Raw genomic sequence first — 18,008 nt, 5'->3', positions numbered from 1 at the left:
CGGTGACCCGGATACAGCGACCGGCCGGATATGGTGGGCTACTGCCCTTGGCGCGATCGCCAGGGGCCGGAACGGGTGCACAACTGGAGAGAGAGGCAGGTCAACCTGTGAGCCGAAAGCCAGACCACACGGACACCACGAGCCTCGAGAACTTCCTGCGGCCGATCGTCGAGCAGTTCGGCTGTGACCTGGAGGCCGCGGACGTGACACCGGCCGGCCGCCGCCGGCTGCTGCGTGTCCTCGTCGACCGCGACGGCGGGATCAGCCTCGACGACGTCGCGGACGTCACCCGGGCCATCTCCAAGGCGCTCGACGCCGACGACATCATGGGCGACGGCGCGTACACGCTGGAGGTCTCGAGCCCCGGCGTCGACCGCCCGTTGACCCTGCCCCGGCACTGGCGCCGCAACGTGAAGCGCCTGGTCGCCGTCACGCTGCACACAGGCAGCAAGGTGACCGGCCGGATCAGGTCCGCCTCCGACGAGGCGGCCGAGCTGGACGTGAACGGCAAGGCGCGGACGGTCGCGTACGCCGACGTGGCCAAGGCCAAGGTCCAGATCGAGTTCAACCGGGCTGCCGGCAACGACGAACCAGAAACACCTGCCGACGGCACGGTGGAGGAGAACTGACATGGACATCGACATGGCCGTACTGCGGTCGCTCGAACGGGAGAAGGACATCGCCCTCGAGGTCGTCGTCGAGGCGATCGAAGCGGCGCTGCTGGTCGCGTACCACCGGACCGAGGGGGCCCAGCAGCACGCCCGGGTCGAGCTCGACCGCAAGACCGGTCACGTGACGGTGTACGCGCGCGAGCTCTCCGAGGACGGCACGCCGGCCCGCGAGTACGACGACACCCCGGCCGACTTCGGCCGGATCGCGGCCACCACGGCCAAGCAGATCATCCTGCAGCGGCTGCGCGACGCCGAGGACGAGGTCCGGTACGGCGAGTTCTCCGGCAAGGAGGGCGACATCGTCTCCGGTGTCGTCCAGCAGGGCCGCGACCCGCGCTCGGTGATGGTCGACCTCGGCAAGATCGAGGCCGTGCTGCCCGCGCCGGAGCAGGTGCCGGGGGAGAAGTACGAGCACGGCTCGCGCCTGCGGGTGTACGTCGTCGGCGTGCGGAAGGGGTTCAAGGGCCCGCAGATCACCGTCAGCCGGACCCACCCGAACCTGGTCAAGAAGCTGTTCGCGCTGGAGGTGCCGGAGATCGCCGACGGCACCGTCGAGATCACCGCGATCGCGCGCGAGGCCGGGCACCGGACAAAGATCGCCGTCCGGACCCTGAACCCGTCGGTGAACGGCAAGGGCGCCTGTATCGGGCCGATGGGTCAGCGGGTGCGCAACATCATGCACGAGCTGCACGGTGAGAAGATCGACATCATCGACCACAGCGACGACCCGGCGACCTTCGTCGGGAATGCGCTGTCCCCGGCGCAGGTTACGTCTGTAGAGGTCGTCGACGCCGCGGCCCGTGCCGCACGCGTCGTCGTACCCGACTACCAGCTGTCGCTCGCGATCGGCAAGGAAGGGCAGAATGCCCGCCTCGCCGCCCGGCTCACCGGCTGGCGGATCGACATCCGGCCGGATACCGATGTGACGCCTGAGCCGGAGAAGGTAGACTGATCTCTCGGTCGGTCGACTGAGTCGCAACCACACCCTGAGGTACCAGTGACAAAGAGTGCGGACGCGCGCCCTGGCAAGGCCCGGGAGCGCACCTGCATCGGGTGCCGGAAGCGGTCCAGTCCGGCTGACCTGCTGCGGATGACGGTTTCCGAAGGACCAGGAAGTCTCACGGTTCTCCCGGATCCCGATCGTCGGGCACCCGGCCGCGGAGCGCACCTGCACCCGGCGACCGAGTGCTTCGACCTCGCCGTCCGGCGCAAGGCGTTCCCACGGGCCTTCAAGGTCCCGGGGCCGCTCGACGTGACCGGGCTGCGGGAGTACGTCGCGCAGCGTGATATGTAAGAAGTAATGCAACGCAGAACGGCGGCCACCCGGCCGCCCACGACGGTGCGACCGTGCCGTCGTGACGACATGAAGGCGGGTCATCGACTCATGACCACTCGATGAGTGTCGAACGATGAGTGCAATGCGATGAGCATGTACGTCAACTAACGGTCCGCGCCCCAGGCTCGGACCAGAGGGAGAGTAGTGGCAAAGGTCCGGGTCTACGAGCTCGCGAAAGAGCTCGGAGTTACCAGCAAGGTCGTTCTGACCAGGCTGAACGACATGGGAGAGTTCGTCCGATCGGCGTCCTCGACGATCGAGGCACCCGTCGTACGACGGTTGGCGGAGGAGTTCGAGAAGAACCCGCCGAAGAAGCGCACGGCCAAGAAGGCCGCTGCCAGCACGTCTGCCGCGCCGCAGGCGACCGCACCGGTCGCACCTGCCGCGCCGGCCCAGAAACCAGCACAGCCGGCCACCCCGAAGGCTCCGGCGGAGCGCCCCGCGCCCGTCGCCGAGTCGGCCCCTGCCCCGGTCGCCGAAGCTCCGGTGACCAAGGCCGAGGCCGCGCCGGTGGTCGAGTCCGCACCGGCCGCCGAGTCGGCGCCGGCGAAGGCCGCTCCGGCTCCGGGCGCCCGTCCGGGTCCGCGTCCGGGCCCGAAGCCGGGGCCGCGCCAGACGCCGGCCGAGGCCGCTCCGGTCGAGTCCGCCCCGGCGGCGAAGGTCGAGACCCCGGATGCTCCGGCATCCCCGGCGGCCCCGTCGTTCGAGGCTCCGGCTGCTGCGGCGACCCCGGCTCCGGAGGCTCCGGCCGCCCGGCGTTCGGGTGGCGACACCGCGAGCCGTCCTGGCCCGCGTCCGGCCACGCCGGGCTCTCCGCGTCCGGGTGGCTCGGGCTCCGGCCCGCGTCCGGCCGGTCCGGGTGGCCAGGGTGGCGGCCCGCGTCCGGGTGCTCCCCGTCCGGGTGCACCGCGTCCCGGCGCGCCCCGTCAGGGTGGCCAGGGTGGCGGCCCGCGCCCGGGTGCTCCGCGTCCGGGCAACAACCCGTTCAGCTCGACCCAGGGCATGCAGCGCGGTGGCGCGCGTCCGGGTCAGGGCGGCGGCTCCGACCGGCAGGCTCCGAGCCCGGCCGGTATGGCTCCGCGCCCGCCGCAGGGCCGTGGCGGCAACGACCGCGACCGCGGTGGTAACGACCGGCCGCGCCCGAGTGGCGTGCCCGGCGCTCCGCGCCCCAACCCGGCGATGATGCCGAAGTCCTCGGCCGGCACGTTCACCGGCCGCCCGAGCGGTCCCGGCGGCGGCGGTGGCGGTGGTCGCGGCGGAGGCGGCGGCGGTCGTCCCGGCGGCGGTCCGGGTGCCGGTCCGCGCGGTGGTGGCGGTGGCGCCGGCGGTGGCTTCCGTCCGGGTGGCGGCGGCCCCAGCGGCCCGCCCGGTGGCGGCGGTGGCCGTCCGGGTCCGGGCAACCGCGGTCGTGGCGGGACACAGGGCGCGTTCGGGCGTCCGGGTGGTCCGGCGCGCCGTGGCCGCAAGTCGAAGCGCGCCAAGCGCCAGGAATTCGACAACATGCAGGCTCCGGCCGTCGGCGGCGTGCGCGTCAAGCACGGTGACGGCGAGGTCGTGCGCCTTGCTCGTGGCGCCTCGCTGACGGACTTCGCCGAGAAGGTCGGCGTCGACCCGGCGTCGCTCGTCCAGGTGCTGTTCCACCTCGGCGAGATGGTGACCGCAACCCAGTCGGTCAACGAAGAGGTGCTGGAACTGCTCGGCACCGAGTTGAACTACGACGTCCAGATCGTGTCTCCGGAGGACGAGGACCGCGAGCTGTTGCAGTCGTTCGACATCGACTTCGGGAACGACGAAGGCGACGAGGACGACCTGGCGTCGCGGCCGCCGGTGGTGACCGTCATGGGTCACGTCGATCACGGTAAGACCAAGCTGCTGGACGCGATCCGGATGGCGAACGTCGTGGCCGACGAGGCCGGCGGTATCACCCAGCACATCGGTGCGTACCAGGTGACGACCGAGGTCGACGGCCAGCAGCGGGCCATCACGTTCGTCGACACCCCGGGTCACGAGGCGTTCACCGCCATGCGTGCCCGTGGTGCGCAGGCCACCGACATCGTCATCCTGGTGGTCGCGGCCGACGACGGCGTGATGCCGCAGACGATCGAGGCGCTGAACCACGCCCGGGCGGCGAACGTCCCGATCGTGGTCGCGGTGAACAAGATCGACGTCCCGAGCGCGGACCCGGCCAAGGTGCGCGGTCAGCTGACCGAGTACGGCCTGGTGCCCGAGGAGTACGGCGGCGACACGATGTTCGTCGACGTCTCGGCGAAGTCCCGGATCAACATCGACGGCCTGCTCGAGGGCGTCGTGCTGACCGCGGACGCGGCGCTGGACCTGCGGGCGAACCCGAAGATGCACGCCGAGGGCATCGCGATCGAGGCGAACCTCGACAAGGGCCGTGGTCCGGTGGCTACCGTGCTGGTGCAGCGCGGCACGCTCCGGGTCGGCGACTCGATGGTGGTCGGTCCGGCGTACGGCCGGGTCCGGGCCATGCTCGACGAGCACGGCAACAACGTCGAGGAGGCGACCCCGTCGCGTCCGGTCCTGGTGCTCGGTCTGACCGCCGTGCCAGGTGCGGGCGACAAGTTCCTGGTCGTCGACGACGACCGCCGGGCCCGGCAGATCGCCGAGAAGCGGGAAGCCCGTGCCCGTGCGGCCGCGAACGCCAAGCGTCGCGTCCGCCGTACCCTCGAGGACTTCATGGCCTCGATGGAGAAGGGCGAGGCCCAGGAGCTGCTGCTGATCCTCAAGGGCGACGTGTCCGGTTCGGTCGAGGCGCTGGAAGACGCCCTGGTCCGGATCGAGGTCGGCGACGAGGTGAACCTGCGGATCATCGACCGCGGTGTCGGTGCGATCAACGAGAACGACGTCAACCTGGCCATCGCGTCGAACGCCGTCATCATCGGCTTCAACGTGCGGCCGGCGGGCAAGGCCGGTGACCTGGCCGAGCGCGAGGGCGTGGACGTCCGGTACTACTCGGTCATCTACTCGGCGATCGACGACATCGAGGCCGCCCTGAAGGGCATGCTCAAGCCGATCTACGAGGAGGTCACTCTCGGCCAGGCGGAGATCCGCGAGATCTTCCGCTCCTCGAAGGTGGGCAACATCGCCGGTTGCTGGGTGACCAGCGGCCTGCTGAGGCGCAACGCGAAGGTCCGGTTGATCCGGGACGGCGCTGTGGTCGTCGACAACACCGAGTTGTCGTCGCTGAAGAGGTTCAAGGACGACGCGTCCGAGGTCCGCGAGGGCTTCGAGTGCGGTCTGACCATCAACAACTTCAACGACATCAAGATCGGCGACGTCGTCGAGGCGTTCGAGCTTCGCGAGAAGCCGCGCAGCTGACAGTTCGGTGACGGCCCGGGCCGGAAGGTCCGGGCCGTCGGAGTAACGTCCGGGGAGACGGTGTTCTCCCCGGACGTACTCATGAATGAGGGAGTGAGCCCTGATGGGTGAAGCAAGGGCGAAGCAGCTGGCCGACCGGATCCAGGTGCTCGTCGCGGAGCTGCTCGAGCGCCGGGTCAAGGACCCGAGACTGGGGTTCGTCACGGTGACGGACGCCCGGCTGACCGGCGACCTGCGCGAGGCCAGCGTCTTCTACACGGTGTACGGCGACGAGCAGGCCCGCGCGTCCACCGCGGCCGCGCTGGAGTCCGCCCGCGGCCTGATCCGGAGCGAGGTCGGCAAGGCGCTCGGGTTGCGTCACGCCCCGAGCGTGGCCTTCTTCCTGGACGCCGTACCGGAGAATGCCGGGCAGATCGAGGAGCTGCTGGAGAGGGCGCGGATGGCCGACGCCGAGGTGGCCAAGGCCGCCGCGGGCGCCAAGCCGGCCGGCGAGGCGGATCCGTACAAGCACAAGTCCGACGAAGAGGACGACGAGGACTGAGTACTGCGTTGACCGGTACTTTCACACCGGCGTCCGACGGCATCGTGGTCGTCGACAAGCCGGGAGGGATGACCTCGCACACCGTCGTCGCCCGGATCCGCCGGCTCGCCGGCACCAGGAAGGTCGGCCACGCCGGCACCCTGGACCCGATGGCGACCGGCGTTCTCGTCGTCGGCCTGAACCGGGCCACCCGGCTGCTCGGCCATCTCCAACTGGCCGACAAGTCGTACGACGCGACGATCCGGCTCGGCGCGACCACGACCACGGACGACGCCGAGGGCGAGATCCTGGCGACGTACCCCGTCGACGGGGTGACCGCCGAGGCGATCTCGACCGCGGTGGCGGGTTTCCGCGGCGAGATCTCGCAGGTGCCGTCGAAGGTGTCCGCGATCAAGGTCGGCGGCAAACGCGCGTACGAACGCGTCCGGGCGGGGGAGGAGGTCGCGCTCAAGGCCCGCGCTGTCACAGTCTCCCGCTACGACATCCTCGACGTCCGGGTCGGCGCCGACTCGATCGACGTCGACGTCTCGGTCGACTGCTCCAGCGGGACCTACATCCGCGCCCTCGCCCGCGACCTCGGCGCCGAGCTCGGTGCCGGCGGTCACCTGACGGCGCTGCGCCGTACCCGGGTCGGGTCCTTCGACCTGTCGCAGGCCCACTCGTTGGAGTCGCTGGGCGAGTCCTTCGACTGGCTGCCGATCGCGGATGTTGCCGCCGGCACCTTCCCGCGGTACGACGCCGACGAGGCCCAGGCGGCAGCCATCCGCACCGGCCGCCCCCTCTCCGGCCTCAACCTCGAGCCGGGCCAGACCGCCATGTTCGACCCCGCCGGCGCCTTCCTTGCTCTCTACGAACCGCACGGCCCGCTGGCCAAACCCACCGCGGTCTTCGTCAGCTGACGAAGACCGCGACCGTGAATCGTCAGTTGGAGCAGCCGGACCAGAGGATCGCTCGGCTGAAGCCGTAGTCGCGGCTGCCGGCCGCGTCCAGGGACTGGCCGCGGTCGTACAGGTAGCGGACGCTGTTGAACCCGACCGTGTCGATCGCGTACTGCGTCCCGTCCGGGCGTGACACCACGGTCGTGCCGTCGGCCGTCCGGTGGGCGACATCGCCGGAGCTGTTCACGCCGTCCAGGATGTCCGGGAAGCTGACGCCCTTGGTGGAGCGCAGGTTCCAGCGAGCGCCGATCACACTGCCATCGCTCAGCGTCTGGATGCCGACGAACCAGTTGCCGCGGATCTTTGTCAGCCCGATGTCCGCTCCGGCCTCACCGGTCACCGCCACCGGCTTGTCGTCCCACCCCTTCCACACCAGCGCAGTCTCGCCGGCATCGGTCCAGGTGCTCCCGACGACGACTCCGGCCTCGTTGATGTCGACGGCATCCGCGGACCCGCTCGCGCGCAACCGCTGTGGATTGCCGCCACCCGGCCACACGAGCGGCACGCTGTCAGCGGTGACAGGGTCCTGGCCGTAACCGACGACATCGCCCCGGTCGTTGATCGCCCGCGGCGCAATGCCGGTCAGGTGAGCAGGCACCGGCAGCTTCCGGACGACGCCGTGCGAGTACAGCCACGGCTGCGTCTTGCCGTCGGCGTCCCGCGTTGTCCCGAGGACGGTGCCCTTGTCGTTCACATCGATCGGAGAGTTGGTCCCCGGGAGCGGCGCGAGTACCACCGGCGCGCCGCGGTCGGTCCAGAACAGCGACGTCTGGTTTCCCTGCTCGTCCTGGAGGGACCCGAGCTGGTACCGGCCGGACGAGTCCGACGCGGTGACGTCGGCGAACACGTTGCTCGGCGTACCGGCCGGCAACGGCAGTTCGGTCGCCACACAACTCGACGACTCTGCTGCCGCGGGCGTGATCCCGGCGACCACCGAGCCGGCGAGCACCACCGACGTCAGGACGGCGGCCGGCCGGAGTACGGATATCTGCATGACTTCCCCTTGAGTGATTTGGATTCGAACCCGAGCCGCCCCGGTGGGGACGAACTCACGTCTACGATGCAAACGATTGGCGGATGGTTATCCGAAGTGGTCACTCAGTTACGACGGTTCTTGTCGGTGCGGCCGCGTAGCGTGCTGAGACATGAAATACGGATTCGTGATGGCGTACGGAGATGCTCGGGACGCGGCCGAACTGGCGGCGATGGCCGAGGAGCACGGGTGGGACGGGTTCTTCGTGTGGGAGTCGATCTGGGGGATCGATGCCTGGGTGATGCTCGGCACGGCCGCGATGACGACCGAGCGGATCCGGCTGGGGACGATGCTCACCCCGCTGCCGCGACGGAAACCGTGGGACGTCGCCGGCCAGGCGTCGACCGTGGACAACCTGAGCAACGGCCGGGTCACGCTGGCGGTCGGGCTCGGGGTGACGGGCGACGAGCGGTTCTGGCTGTTCGAGGACGACCCTGGCCGCAAGATCCGGGCGGAGCTGATGGACGAGTCGCTGGAGATGCTGCAGCACCTGTGGCGTGACGAGCCGTTCGAGTTCTCGGGCCGGCACTACCGGTCCAGGAAGGTCGCCGACCTGATGCCGCCCGCACCGCCACCTCCGGTGCAGCAGCCGCGGATCCCGACCTGGATCGTCGGCGCCTGGCCGCGCCCGAAGTCGATGCGTCGCGCCGCCCTGCAGGACGGCTGGCTGCCGAACTACGCGCCGATCCTCCCGCCCGGCGAGCAGGCGGGCGAGCTGACTCCCGCGCTCCTGGCCGACGGCGTCGCCTGGATCCGGGAGGAGCGCGCCGCACACGGCCTGACCATGGACGGGTACGACGTGGTCGCCGAAGGCATGACCACTGCCGACGACCCGGATCCGGCCGCCACGGTGCGTCCCTGGGCCGACGCCGGTGCGAACTGGTGGATCGACGCGGACTGGTCGTCGATGGATCGCGACGTCGTCCGTCAGACCGCCGAGCGCCGCCTCAAAGCCGGACCGCCCCGCATCGACTGAGCACGTAGGCTGGAGTGGTGCGTTCTCGTCCGACCTTGGCATGGGCCCCTGGGCCCGAGGTGCTGGCATTGGAGCCAGGGACGACGGATATCGGCCCGGTCGCGCAAACGGTGGCCGGCGGCGGAGTCGTCGTACTGAGCGGCGCAGGCCTCTCCACCGAGTCCGGGATCCCGGACTACCGCGGCGAGACCGGCAGTCTGCGCACCCATACCCCGATGACGTACGGCGACTTCGTGGCCGGCGAGTCCGGCCGTCGGCGGTACTGGGCACGCAGCCACCTCGGCTGGCGCACCATCGCCCGCGCCGCCCCGAACGACGGCCACCGCGCGGTCGCTGCGCTCCAGGCCCGCGGCTACCTCAGCGGCGTCATCACCCAGAACGTGGACGGCCTCCATCAGGCCGCCGGCGCGCGTGACGTGATCGAGCTGCACGGCAACCTCGACCGCGTCATCTGCCTCAGTTGCGGTGCGACGTCCGCGCGCGAAGTACTCGACCGCCGGCTGAAGGACGCGAACCCGGACTTCGAGGCCGAGGTGACCCGGATCAACCCCGACGGCGATGCGGAGCTCCCGGCCGAAGCCGTCGGCGCGTTCCGGCTGGTCGACTGCACGAACTGCGGCGGCATCCTCAAACCGGACGTGGTGTTCTTCGGCGAGAACGTGCCGCGGACCCGCGTCGAGCGCTGCTACCGGCTCATCGACGAGGCGAACGCCGTCCTCGTCCTGGGCTCGTCCCTCACTGTCATGTCCGGCTTCCGCTTCGTCCGCCACGCCGCCAAGTCCGGTACGCCGGTGCTGATCATCAACCAGGGCCTGACCCGCGGAGACCCGTACGCGACCCAGCGGGTGAATCTGCCGCTGGGCCAGGCCTTGACCGAACTGCTGGAAGAAACCACCGGGCCGAGCCACGCGTGAGGTGGCCCGGCCCGGAGTCCGCGGTACGGATTGGAAAGGGTCAGCGTTGCGCGCTGGTCCGTACGCGGTTCAGGGAGGCCTCGAGGGCCTGGGGTGAAGTGATGGTCTTTTGGGAGGCCGCCTGCTTCGCCAGGGTCCGCGCCTTGGCAGCCCAAGCGGACTGCTCGGTCGTGGTCACCGTGGCAGGTGCGCCGGTCAGCGTCTTGTAGGTGAGGGACGCCATCCCGGCCTCACCCTCGTAGCGCGGGTGGTAGTTGAAGGCCCGGAGCAGGTTGATGTCCTTGCCCTGGATCCACGCCTGCCCGTCCGGCGCGCAGGCGTCGTGCCCGGTCGACGGCCGGAACGTGTCGACGTACGTCGCTCCGCCCGCCGCGGCCGCGGTGGAGACGGCCGCGTTCAGCGCCTCCTCGATCGAGTACAAGTAGCTGTAGTCACCGTCCGCGAACGGAAGAACCGACGGGCAGGTGCCGTGCTCCGGGGCGATCTTCGGGTAGCCGATCAGCAGGATCTTCGCCTTCGGCGACCGGGCTTTGATGCCCTGGACAACGACCGCGATCCGGGTCTGGGTCTGGGCGATCTTCGCCCGCAGCGTGTCCACCCCGTCGACGGTGAAGTGCGCCTTGCACGGCGCGCCGGTCGGGTCGGACGCCCGCAGGCCGGGGCAGGTGTCGATGATGCTGCCGAACACGCCGAAGTCGTTCCCGCCGATGCCGAGCGTGACGAGGTCCGTGTCCGGCGTGAGCGCGTCGAACTGCGGCGCCGCGGTGCCGAGCACAGTGCTCTGCGGCTGGGTCATGTTGGTCGTGTCGGCGCCGCCGCAGCTGACGTCGGTGAGACGAACGTGCAGCGCGGCCGCGAGCAGCTTCGGGTAGTTGTTGTACGACCGGACGCAGCCGAGCGACAACAGGTCCGGCAGCGGCACGAACGGCGCCGACGTGTACGAGTCGCCGAGCGCGACGTAGTTGGTGAAGCGCGGAGCGGCCGAGGCGTTGGCAACCGGAAGGCCGGCGAGCAGAACCAGTGCCGTGCAGGCAGCAAGCAGACGACGTAACTTCACGAGACCTCCCCAGGGCTCACAGTGCGCGGCCCACCCTAAGTTGAGTCACCACACGATTACAAGGGGTGATCTGCGACCTGGTGCGCGCAACTACGGCCGGGCATGGAATCCTGCTGCCATGCGTGTCTGGCACGGATTGGACCAGGTGAGCCCGGATTTCGGGCCGACGGTCGTCACCATCGGCAACTTCGACGGCGTGCACCGCGGCCACCAGGAGGTGCTCGCGCACGCCAAGGCGCGGGCGGCCGAGCTGGGCGGCCTGCCGGTGGTCGCGCTCACCTTCGACCCGCACCCGATGCGGGTGCTGCGGCCTGACCATGCGCCGCTGATGCTCAGCGAGCCCGAGCAGCGCGCCGAGCTGCTCGGCCGCCACGGCGCGGACGCGGTGCTCATCCTGCCGTTCACCAAGGAGGTGTCGGGCTGGCCGCCGGAGGAGTTCATCGAGCGGGTCCTGGTCGACACGCTGCACGCGAAGGCGGTCGTCGTCGGCGAGAACTTCCGCTTCGGCCACAAGGCGGCCGGGCACGTCGACACGCTCGTCGAGGCGGGTGCGCAGTACGGCTTCCAGGTCGAGGGGCTCAGCCTCGCAGGGGAGCAGCAGCCCTGGTCGTCGACGTACGTACGCCAACAGCTCGCCGACGGTGACGTCGAGGCGGCCGCGGAGGCTCTCGGCCGGCCGTTCCGGGTCGCCGGCGTGGTCGTCGAGGGCGACAAGCGCGGCCGCGAGCTCGGCTACCCGACCGCCAACATCCCCGCCGATCCGGGCGCCGCGGTGCCGCAGGACGGCGTGTACGCCGGCTGGCTGACCGTGCTGACACCGGCCCCCGGCGCTCCGGCGTACCCGGACCCGCTGCCCGCGGCGATCAGCGTCGGCAGCAACCCGACCTTCGACGGTGTGGACCGCCGCGTCGAGTCGTACGTGCTCGACCGCGACGACCTCGAGCTGTACGGCGCGAAAGTGGCGATCGACTTCGTGGCCCGGCTGCGCGGCACGCAGATCCGTTTCGACACCATCGACGACCTGCTCGTGCAGATGAAGGCCGACGTCGACGGCGCCCGTGGCCTGCTGGCGGGGGATTAGGGTGACGCGTCCACGGACTGATACGCTGGCTGCTGCCGTCTGAACGGCCGCGGACCGAGAGTGCTCGGGTGAAGAATGCCCCGGTGCGCCGCGCAACGGAAATCGAGAGGAAACCTGTGTCATCTGTTGATGCCGCAACGAAGAAGAAGATCATGGGTGAGTACGCCCTGACCGAGGGTGACACCGGGTCCCCCGAGGTCCAGGTCGCGCTGCTGACGCACCGCATCGCACACCTCACCGAGCACCTCAAAGAGCACAAGCACGACCACCACAGCCGTCGTGGCCTGCTGCTGCTCGTCGGCCAGCGCCGCCGGCTGCTGAACTACCTGGCGAAGAAGGACATCAACCGCTACCGGTCCTTGATCGAGCGGCTCGGCCTTCGCCGATGACGTCGCGAGGAGCGGCCCCCGAAACCCGGGTGGCCGCTCCTGGCGTATCCGCGTCCTGACACCACCGGGCGCGGGTCTACAACTGAATACAGAAGCAAGACGTACGAGGCGACGCGAAGCGCGTAGCGGGAGGACGACCGGTCCTCGGTAGTGGCTTTCGGATGCAGGTAGCAACTCGACATCCGCGGGCCTCGATCGAAGACCGGCACCCCGGCAGCTCGCGCCTCGCAGTCGTCACACTGTGAGAGAGGGGTATCCCGTGTCGGGATCCACAAGCGCGCCCATGGAGGGCGCCGAATTCGCTGAGGCCGTCATCGACAACGGCAGCTTCGGCACCCGCACCATCCGCTTCGAGACGGGCCGTCTGGCCCAGCAGGCCGCCGGCTCCGCCGCCGCCTACCTCGACGGCGACACGATGGTGCTGTCGGCCACCACGGCCAGCAAGAAGCCCAAGGACCAGTTCGACTTCTTCCCGTTGACGGTCGACGTCGAGGAGCGGATGTACGCCGCGGGCCGCATCCCGGGCTCGTTCTTCCGCCGCGAGGGTCGCCCGTCCGAAGAGGCGATCCTGACCTGCCGGCTGATCGACCGCCCGCTGCGGCCGTCGTTCGTGTCCGGCCTGCGTAACGAGATCCAGGTCGTCATCACCGTCCTGGCGCTCAACCCGGACAAGCTGTACGACGTGCTCGCGATCAACGCGGCCTCGATGTCGACCCAGCTGGCCGGCCTGCCGTTCTCCGGCCCGATCGGCGGCGTCCGCGTCGCGCTGATCGAGGGCCAGTGGGTGGCGTTCCCGACCCACACCGAGCTCGAGGACGCCGTCTTCGACATGGTGGTGGCCGGTCGCGTGACCGACACCGGTGACGTCGCGATCATGATGGTCGAGGCCGAGTCGACCCCGGGCACCTTCGAGAAGGTCGCCTCCGGTGTGCAGGCGCCGACCGAGGAGATCGTCGCCGAGGGCCTCGAGGCCTCCAAGGCGTTCATCAAGACCCTGGTCGAGGCGCAGGCCGATCTGGCCGCGCGGGCCGCGAAGCCGACCGGCGAGTTCCCGGTCTTCCCGGACTACGCCGACGACGCGTTCGCCGCGGTCGAGGCCGCCGCGAGCGACGAGCTGGCCCAGGCGCTGACCATCGCCGGCAAGCACGAGCGCGAGGACGCCACCGACGCGGTCAAGGCCGCCACGGTGGACAAGCTGGCCGCCGACTTCGAGGGCCGCGAGAAGGAGCTGTCCGCAGCCTTCCGCTCGCTGACCAAGAAGCTGGTCCGGCAGCGCGTGCTGACCGAGAAGGTCCGCATGGACGGCCGCGGGCTGGCCGACATCCGGCCGCTCAAGGCGCAGGTGCGGGTGCTCCCGCGGGTTCACGGTTCGGCGCTGTTCGAGCGCGGCGAGACCCAGATCATGGGTGTCACCACGCTGAACATGCTCCGGATGGAGCAGCAGCTGGACACGCTCTCCCCGGAGACGCGCAAGCGCTACATGCACAACTACAACTTCCCGCCGTACTCGACCGGTGAGACCGGCCGGGTGGGTTCGCCGAAGCGCCGCGAGATCGGTCACGGCGCGCTGGCCGAGCGGGCCCTGGTGCCGGTGCTGCCGTCGCGCGAGGACTTCCCGTACGCGCTGCGTCAGGTGTCCGAGGCCCTCGGGTCGAACGGCTCCACCTCGATGGGCTCGGTCTGCGCCTCGACGCTGTCGCTGCTGTCGGCCGGTGTGCCGCTGAAGGCGCCGGTCGCCGGTATCGCGATGGGCCTCATCTCCGGTGAGGTCGACGGCGAGACGCAGTACGTCGCACTCACCGACATCCTGGGCGCGGAGGACGCGTTCGGCGACATGGACTTCAAGGTCGCCGGCACGAAGGACTTCGTCACCGCCCTGCAGTTGGACACCAAGCTGGACGGAATCCCGGCCAGCGTGCTGGCCGGTGCGCTGACCCAGGCCAAGGGCGCCCGCCTGACGATCCTGGACGTGATGGCCAAGGCCATCGACGCGCCGGGTGAGATGAGCGAGTTCGCGCCGCGGGTCATCTCGGTGAAGGTGCCGGTCGACAAGATCGGCGAGGTCATCGGCCCGAAGGGCAAGATGATCAACCAGATCACCGAGGACACCGGCGCCGACATCTCGATCGAGGACGACGGCACCGTCTACATCGGCGCGACCGACGGCCCGTCGGCCGAGGCGGCGCGGGCCGCGATCAACGCGATCGCGAACCCGACCATGCCGGAGAAGGGTGAGCGCTACCTGGGCACGGTCGTGAAGACGACCAACTTCGGTGCGTTCATCAGCCTGCTGCCGGGCAAGGACGGCCTGCTGCACATCAGCAAGCTGCGTCCGCTGGCCGGTGGCAAGCGGGTCGAGGCGGTCGAGGACGTGCTCTCGGTCGGCCAGAAGCTCCAGGTCGAGATCGCCGAGATCGACGACCGCGGCAAGCTCTCGCTGATCCCGGTCATCGAGGGTGACGACAAGGCCGACGAGAAGAAGGCCGAGTCTTCCGCCGAGTGACCCGTGCGATCACCAGCACACTGCTGAGCCCGGAGGAGGGCGGTCCGGTGAAACGGACCGTCCTGCCCTCCGGGCTTCGTGTGCTGTCCCAATCCGTCCCAGGCTTCCGCTCGGTCACGTTCGGACTCTGGGTCGGCGTCGGCTCCCGGGACGAACCGGAGCAGTTGGCCGGCGCCACACACTTCCTCGAGCACCTGCTGTTCAAGGGCACCGAGCGCCGTGACGCGCTGGAGATCTCCGCCGCGATCGACGCGGTCGGCGGTGAGATGAACGCCTTCACCGGCAAGGAGTACACCTGCTACTACGCGCGGGTGCTCGACTCCGACCTGCCGCTCGCGGTCGACGTCATCTGCGACATGATCACCTCCGCCACGCTGGCCAGCGCGGACGTGGAGAGCGAACGCGACGTCATCGACGAAGAGATCGCGATGCACGCCGACGAGACGTCGGACCACATCCACGACCTGTTCGCCGAGCAACTGTGGGGCAGGTCCCCGCTCGGCCGGTCGATCACCGGTACGCCGGAATCGCTTGCCGGACTGTCCCGCCAGCAGATCGTCGGCTGGTACCGGCGCCGCTACAAGCCGTCCAACATCGTGGTCTCGGTGGCCGGCAACGTCGATCACACCGAGGTCGTCCGCCTGGTCCGCAAGGCATTCGAGCGTCACTGGGTCACCGCCGAGTCCGAGCCCGGTGCCATACGACGCGCTCCCGGCAAGCGCGTCCCGACGTACGGCGGGGTGCAGGTGCACCACCGCGACGTCGAGCAGGCACATCTGGTGCTCGGCATGCCCGGCCTGGTCCGCAGCGACGAGCGCCGCTACATCGCCGGCGTGCTGCACGGGATCGTCGGCGGCGGGATGTCGTCGCGGCTGTTCCAGGAAGTACGCGAGAAGCGCGGCCTGGCGTACTCCGTGTTCACGTTCGGCTCGGCGTACGCCGACTCCGGCATGGTCGGCGTGTACGCCGGCTGCCTGCCGAAGAAGGCGCCCGAGGTGCTCGACGTGATCCGCGGCGAGCTCGAATCGATTGCTAACGGCAACATCACACCGGACGAGCTGCTCCGCGGCAAGGGCCAGATGCGCGGCTCGGTGGTGATGGGCCTCGAGGACACCGGTGCGAAGATGACCCGCATCGCGAAGGCCGAGCTTGTCTACGGCGAGCTGCCCACGGTCGACGACATCCTGCACCGGATCGACTCGGTCACCCTGGACGACGTGACCGCTCTCGCCGCTGACCTGTACGCCGGCACCCCCGCCCTCACCGTCATGGGCCCGTTCGACGAGGACTCCACCGCCTTCACCGTCTAGGATCTGCATCTCGACAGGAGGTGTCGGGTGATCGGGATGGATTCCGGGCCTGCTCAGGCGTGCGCCGGTCGGCAACCGGCGCATACCTCCTGTCGAGTTGCAGCTGGATCGGCAGGGTCTGGTAGCCGCGGAGGACGAGGCGGTCGCGACGGGTGGGTCGGCTGGCGGGGGTGATTGATGGGAAGCGTTCAGTCAGGTGTGTGAATGCCACTGTCGCTTCCAGTCGCGCGAGGCTGTTGCCCAGGCAGATGTGCGCGCCGGCGCCGAAGCTCAGCGGCTTGTTGCCGGTCCGCGCCGGATCGAACTGGTCGGGCTCCGGGAAGCGTGCCGGGTCACGGTTCGCGGCTCCGAGCAGCAGGATGAGGTCGCTGCCGACGGGCATCGACACACCGCCGGCCGACAGACCTTCCGTGCGTGCGACCCGGGTCGTGACCTGCACGGGGGAGTCGTACCGCAGCACCTCCTCGACGAAGGCTCCCGGATCGGAGCGAACGGCCGGGGTAAGGTCCGGCTGGTCGAGCAGGATCGCCAAGCCGTTGCCGAGCAGGTCCGTGGTGGTCTCGAAGCCGGCGACCAGGAGAAGGATCAGGTTGGCGAGCAGTTCCTCGTCCGAGAGCCGTCCGTCACCCGCATCGCATGCGGCGACGAGGGCGCTGACCAGCCCGTCGGCCGAGGGATCTCGGATGAGCTGGGCGAAGTACTGGCCCAGCTCCTGCGCAGCCGCATCGGCAGAGGCGTCCGAAGCATCGGTGAGCTCCAACGCTGCCGTGAGATCGGACGCGAGCGGGCGGAAGCGCTGCCGTTCGGAGGCCGGTACGCCGAGGAGCTCGCAGATCACTGTCACCGGCAGCTGGAAGGCGAACCGGTCCATGAAGTCCACTTCCGCCGGCAGACCGTCGAGCAGGTCGTCGACCGCGGTCTCGATGGCGGGCTGCAGAGCGGCGACGCGGCGGGGCGTGAACACCTGTGAGATCAGCGACCGCATCCGCCCGTGGTCGGGAGGGTTGGCTCGCAGGATCGATCGCTGCATCAGCTCGAGCGACGGTTGGCTCGACGGATCGGCCGGGATCCCGAAGCCCGGGTTCCGCAGTACTTCGTTGACCGCCGCGTAGCCGACGACCAGGAAGGCGGTATCGGTGATGGGCAGGACAGGCCCGAGACGATGCGCCTCGGCGTACCGCGGGAACGGATCGGCACGACCGGTCGGTGACAGCAGGGACTCGATGAGGTTCATGCGCGCCGGCCGAGGAGGACGTAGCCGACGGCGTACAAGGTCGCGCCGGCGACTTCGAAGATCTGGATCAGGCCGAACTTCGGACCCGCGGTGAAGATGAACAGACCGCCGATCGTGTACGCGAGCGCTCCGACCCCGAGCAGTACGCCGGTCAGCCGCTGCCGCAGCGTCCAGCCGAGCCAGAGATAACTCAGCGGGAAGACGAGCAACGCCGGGAACACGATCAGTGCGGCGGGTGTGTCGAGGTCGACGGGCTCGTGCACCATGCTCGGCGCGTACTCCGCCCGCACCGGGTTGTGCGAGCCGTCGAAGATGATCAGCGCGAACCAGAGCAGCGTGCCGACCAGGGCGGCGTACCAGGCGCCGAGGTCGCGCCGCCGGGCGATTTGGTTGCCCAGCGCAATCATGCTGGCCAGGCAGACGATCTGCAGCGCCAGGCCTGCCGCCTGGATGTCGTGGGTGAGCCCGTAGCGCTCGCCGACGTTCGCGATGCTCCAGCCGTCGCGGGCCGGGTGCAGCAGCGTCCCCAGCCAGAACACCGGCCCGCCGATGAACGCGGTCAGTCGTGCGGTGGTGCGCAGTTGACGGCGCAGGCCGGTCGGCACCGGCAGAGTCTCGGTCATCGCAGCTCCGATTCACTAGAGTGTCCCACTAGCGAATCACTAGAGGCTTGCTCTAGTCAA

At 69.7% G+C, this 18,008-nt stretch carries 16 protein-coding genes; 12 read left to right on the top strand and 4 right to left on the bottom strand.

Going from position 1 to position 18,008, the window contains the following annotated elements:
- Positions 1-107: 107 nt before the first annotated feature.
- The 6 genes from rimP (at position 108) to truB (ending at position 6,789) form a co-directional block, all read left to right on the top strand.
- Positions 108-629, top strand: a complete 522-nt coding sequence (gene rimP / locus ACIA58_RS12990; protein ID WP_396403831.1) for a ribosome maturation factor RimP — start codon at positions 108-110, stop codon at positions 627-629.
- A 1-nt stretch (position 630) separates the two neighbouring features.
- Positions 631-1,623, top strand: a complete 993-nt coding sequence (gene nusA, locus ACIA58_RS12985; protein ID WP_396403830.1) for a transcription termination factor NusA — start codon at positions 631-633, stop codon at positions 1,621-1,623.
- 45 nt (positions 1,624-1,668) lie between these two features.
- The gene (locus tag ACIA58_RS12980) at positions 1,669-1,965 is read left to right on the top strand and encodes a YlxR family protein (protein WP_396403829.1); all 297 of its coding nucleotides are present in this window, start codon (positions 1,669-1,671) and stop codon (positions 1,963-1,965) included.
- Between the two features lie 186 nt (positions 1,966-2,151).
- On the top strand, positions 2,152-5,349 hold the full coding sequence (gene infB, locus ACIA58_RS12975) for a translation initiation factor IF-2 (RefSeq protein WP_396403828.1): 3,198 nt from the start codon (positions 2,152-2,154) through the stop codon (positions 5,347-5,349).
- A 103-nt stretch (positions 5,350-5,452) separates the two neighbouring features.
- Positions 5,453-5,890, top strand: coding sequence for a 30S ribosome-binding factor RbfA (gene rbfA / locus ACIA58_RS12970; RefSeq protein ID WP_396403827.1), 438 nt, complete (start codon positions 5,453-5,455; stop codon positions 5,888-5,890).
- Positions 5,891-5,898: 8 nt separating this feature from the next.
- Complete coding sequence (gene truB / locus ACIA58_RS12965; RefSeq protein ID WP_396403826.1) at positions 5,899-6,789, top strand: tRNA pseudouridine(55) synthase TruB; 891 nt, start codon at positions 5,899-5,901, stop codon at positions 6,787-6,789.
- Between the two features lie 22 nt (positions 6,790-6,811).
- Here the strand turns inward: truB and ACIA58_RS12960 are convergent, their stop codons facing one another.
- Positions 6,812-7,822, bottom strand: a complete 1,011-nt coding sequence (locus ACIA58_RS12960) for a hypothetical protein (RefSeq protein ID WP_396403825.1) — start codon at positions 7,820-7,822, stop codon at positions 6,812-6,814.
- A 151-nt stretch (positions 7,823-7,973) separates the two neighbouring features.
- Here ACIA58_RS12960 and ACIA58_RS12955 point away from each other — a divergent pair, with 151 nt between their 5' ends.
- On the top strand, positions 7,974-8,837 hold the full coding sequence (locus tag ACIA58_RS12955) for an LLM class flavin-dependent oxidoreductase (RefSeq protein WP_396403824.1): 864 nt from the start codon (positions 7,974-7,976) through the stop codon (positions 8,835-8,837).
- A 17-nt stretch (positions 8,838-8,854) separates the two neighbouring features.
- Complete coding sequence (locus ACIA58_RS12950; protein ID WP_396403823.1) at positions 8,855-9,751, top strand: NAD-dependent protein deacetylase; 897 nt, start codon at positions 8,855-8,857, stop codon at positions 9,749-9,751.
- A 40-nt stretch (positions 9,752-9,791) separates the two neighbouring features.
- Here the strand turns inward: ACIA58_RS12950 and ACIA58_RS12945 are convergent, their stop codons facing one another.
- Positions 9,792-10,808 (bottom strand): SGNH/GDSL hydrolase family protein, encoded by a 1,017-nt coding sequence (locus tag ACIA58_RS12945; RefSeq protein WP_396403822.1) that lies wholly within the window; start codon positions 10,806-10,808, stop codon positions 9,792-9,794.
- A 118-nt stretch (positions 10,809-10,926) separates the two neighbouring features.
- Here ACIA58_RS12945 and ACIA58_RS12940 point away from each other — a divergent pair, with 118 nt between their 5' ends.
- From ACIA58_RS12940 to ACIA58_RS12925, 4 genes are all read left to right on the top strand, one after another.
- Positions 10,927-11,889: a bifunctional riboflavin kinase/FAD synthetase gene (locus tag ACIA58_RS12940; RefSeq protein WP_396403821.1), complete on the top strand. Its 963-nt coding sequence runs from the start codon at positions 10,927-10,929 to the stop codon at positions 11,887-11,889.
- 116 nt (positions 11,890-12,005) lie between these two features.
- Positions 12,006-12,278 (top strand): 30S ribosomal protein S15, encoded by a 273-nt coding sequence (gene rpsO / locus ACIA58_RS12935; protein ID WP_130379758.1) that lies wholly within the window; start codon positions 12,006-12,008, stop codon positions 12,276-12,278.
- Between the two features lie 283 nt (positions 12,279-12,561).
- The gene (locus ACIA58_RS12930; protein ID WP_396403820.1) at positions 12,562-14,781 is read left to right on the top strand and encodes a polyribonucleotide nucleotidyltransferase; all 2,220 of its coding nucleotides are present in this window, start codon (positions 12,562-12,564) and stop codon (positions 14,779-14,781) included.
- Positions 14,778-16,091 carry a M16 family metallopeptidase gene (locus ACIA58_RS12925; protein WP_396403819.1) on the top strand — a complete coding sequence of 438 codons (1,314 nt, stop codon included), beginning with the start codon at positions 14,778-14,780 and terminating at the stop codon, positions 16,089-16,091. Before ACIA58_RS12930 ends, ACIA58_RS12925 begins: the two co-directional genes overlap by 4 nt.
- Here the strand turns inward: ACIA58_RS12925 and ACIA58_RS12920 are convergent.
- Both ACIA58_RS12920 and ACIA58_RS12915 read right to left on the bottom strand, forming a co-directional pair.
- A complete protein-coding gene (locus ACIA58_RS12920) occupies positions 16,081-17,325 on the bottom strand; it encodes a cytochrome P450 (RefSeq protein ID WP_396403818.1) in 1,245 nt (414 codons plus the stop codon). The genes ACIA58_RS12925 and ACIA58_RS12920 overlap by 11 nt on opposite strands.
- A complete protein-coding gene (locus ACIA58_RS12915; RefSeq protein ID WP_396403817.1) occupies positions 17,322-17,948 on the bottom strand; it encodes a hypothetical protein in 627 nt (208 codons plus the stop codon). Before ACIA58_RS12915 ends, ACIA58_RS12920 begins: the two co-directional genes overlap by 4 nt.
- Between the last annotated feature and the right edge of the window lie 60 nt (positions 17,949-18,008).

Source organism: Kribbella sp. NPDC051586, from assembly GCF_044453965.1.
Classification (GTDB): Bacteria; Actinomycetota; Actinomycetes; order Propionibacteriales; family Kribbellaceae; genus Kribbella.
The sequence above is the reverse complement of the archived record's forward strand: the minus strand, read 5'-3'. Positions and strand labels throughout refer to the sequence as shown.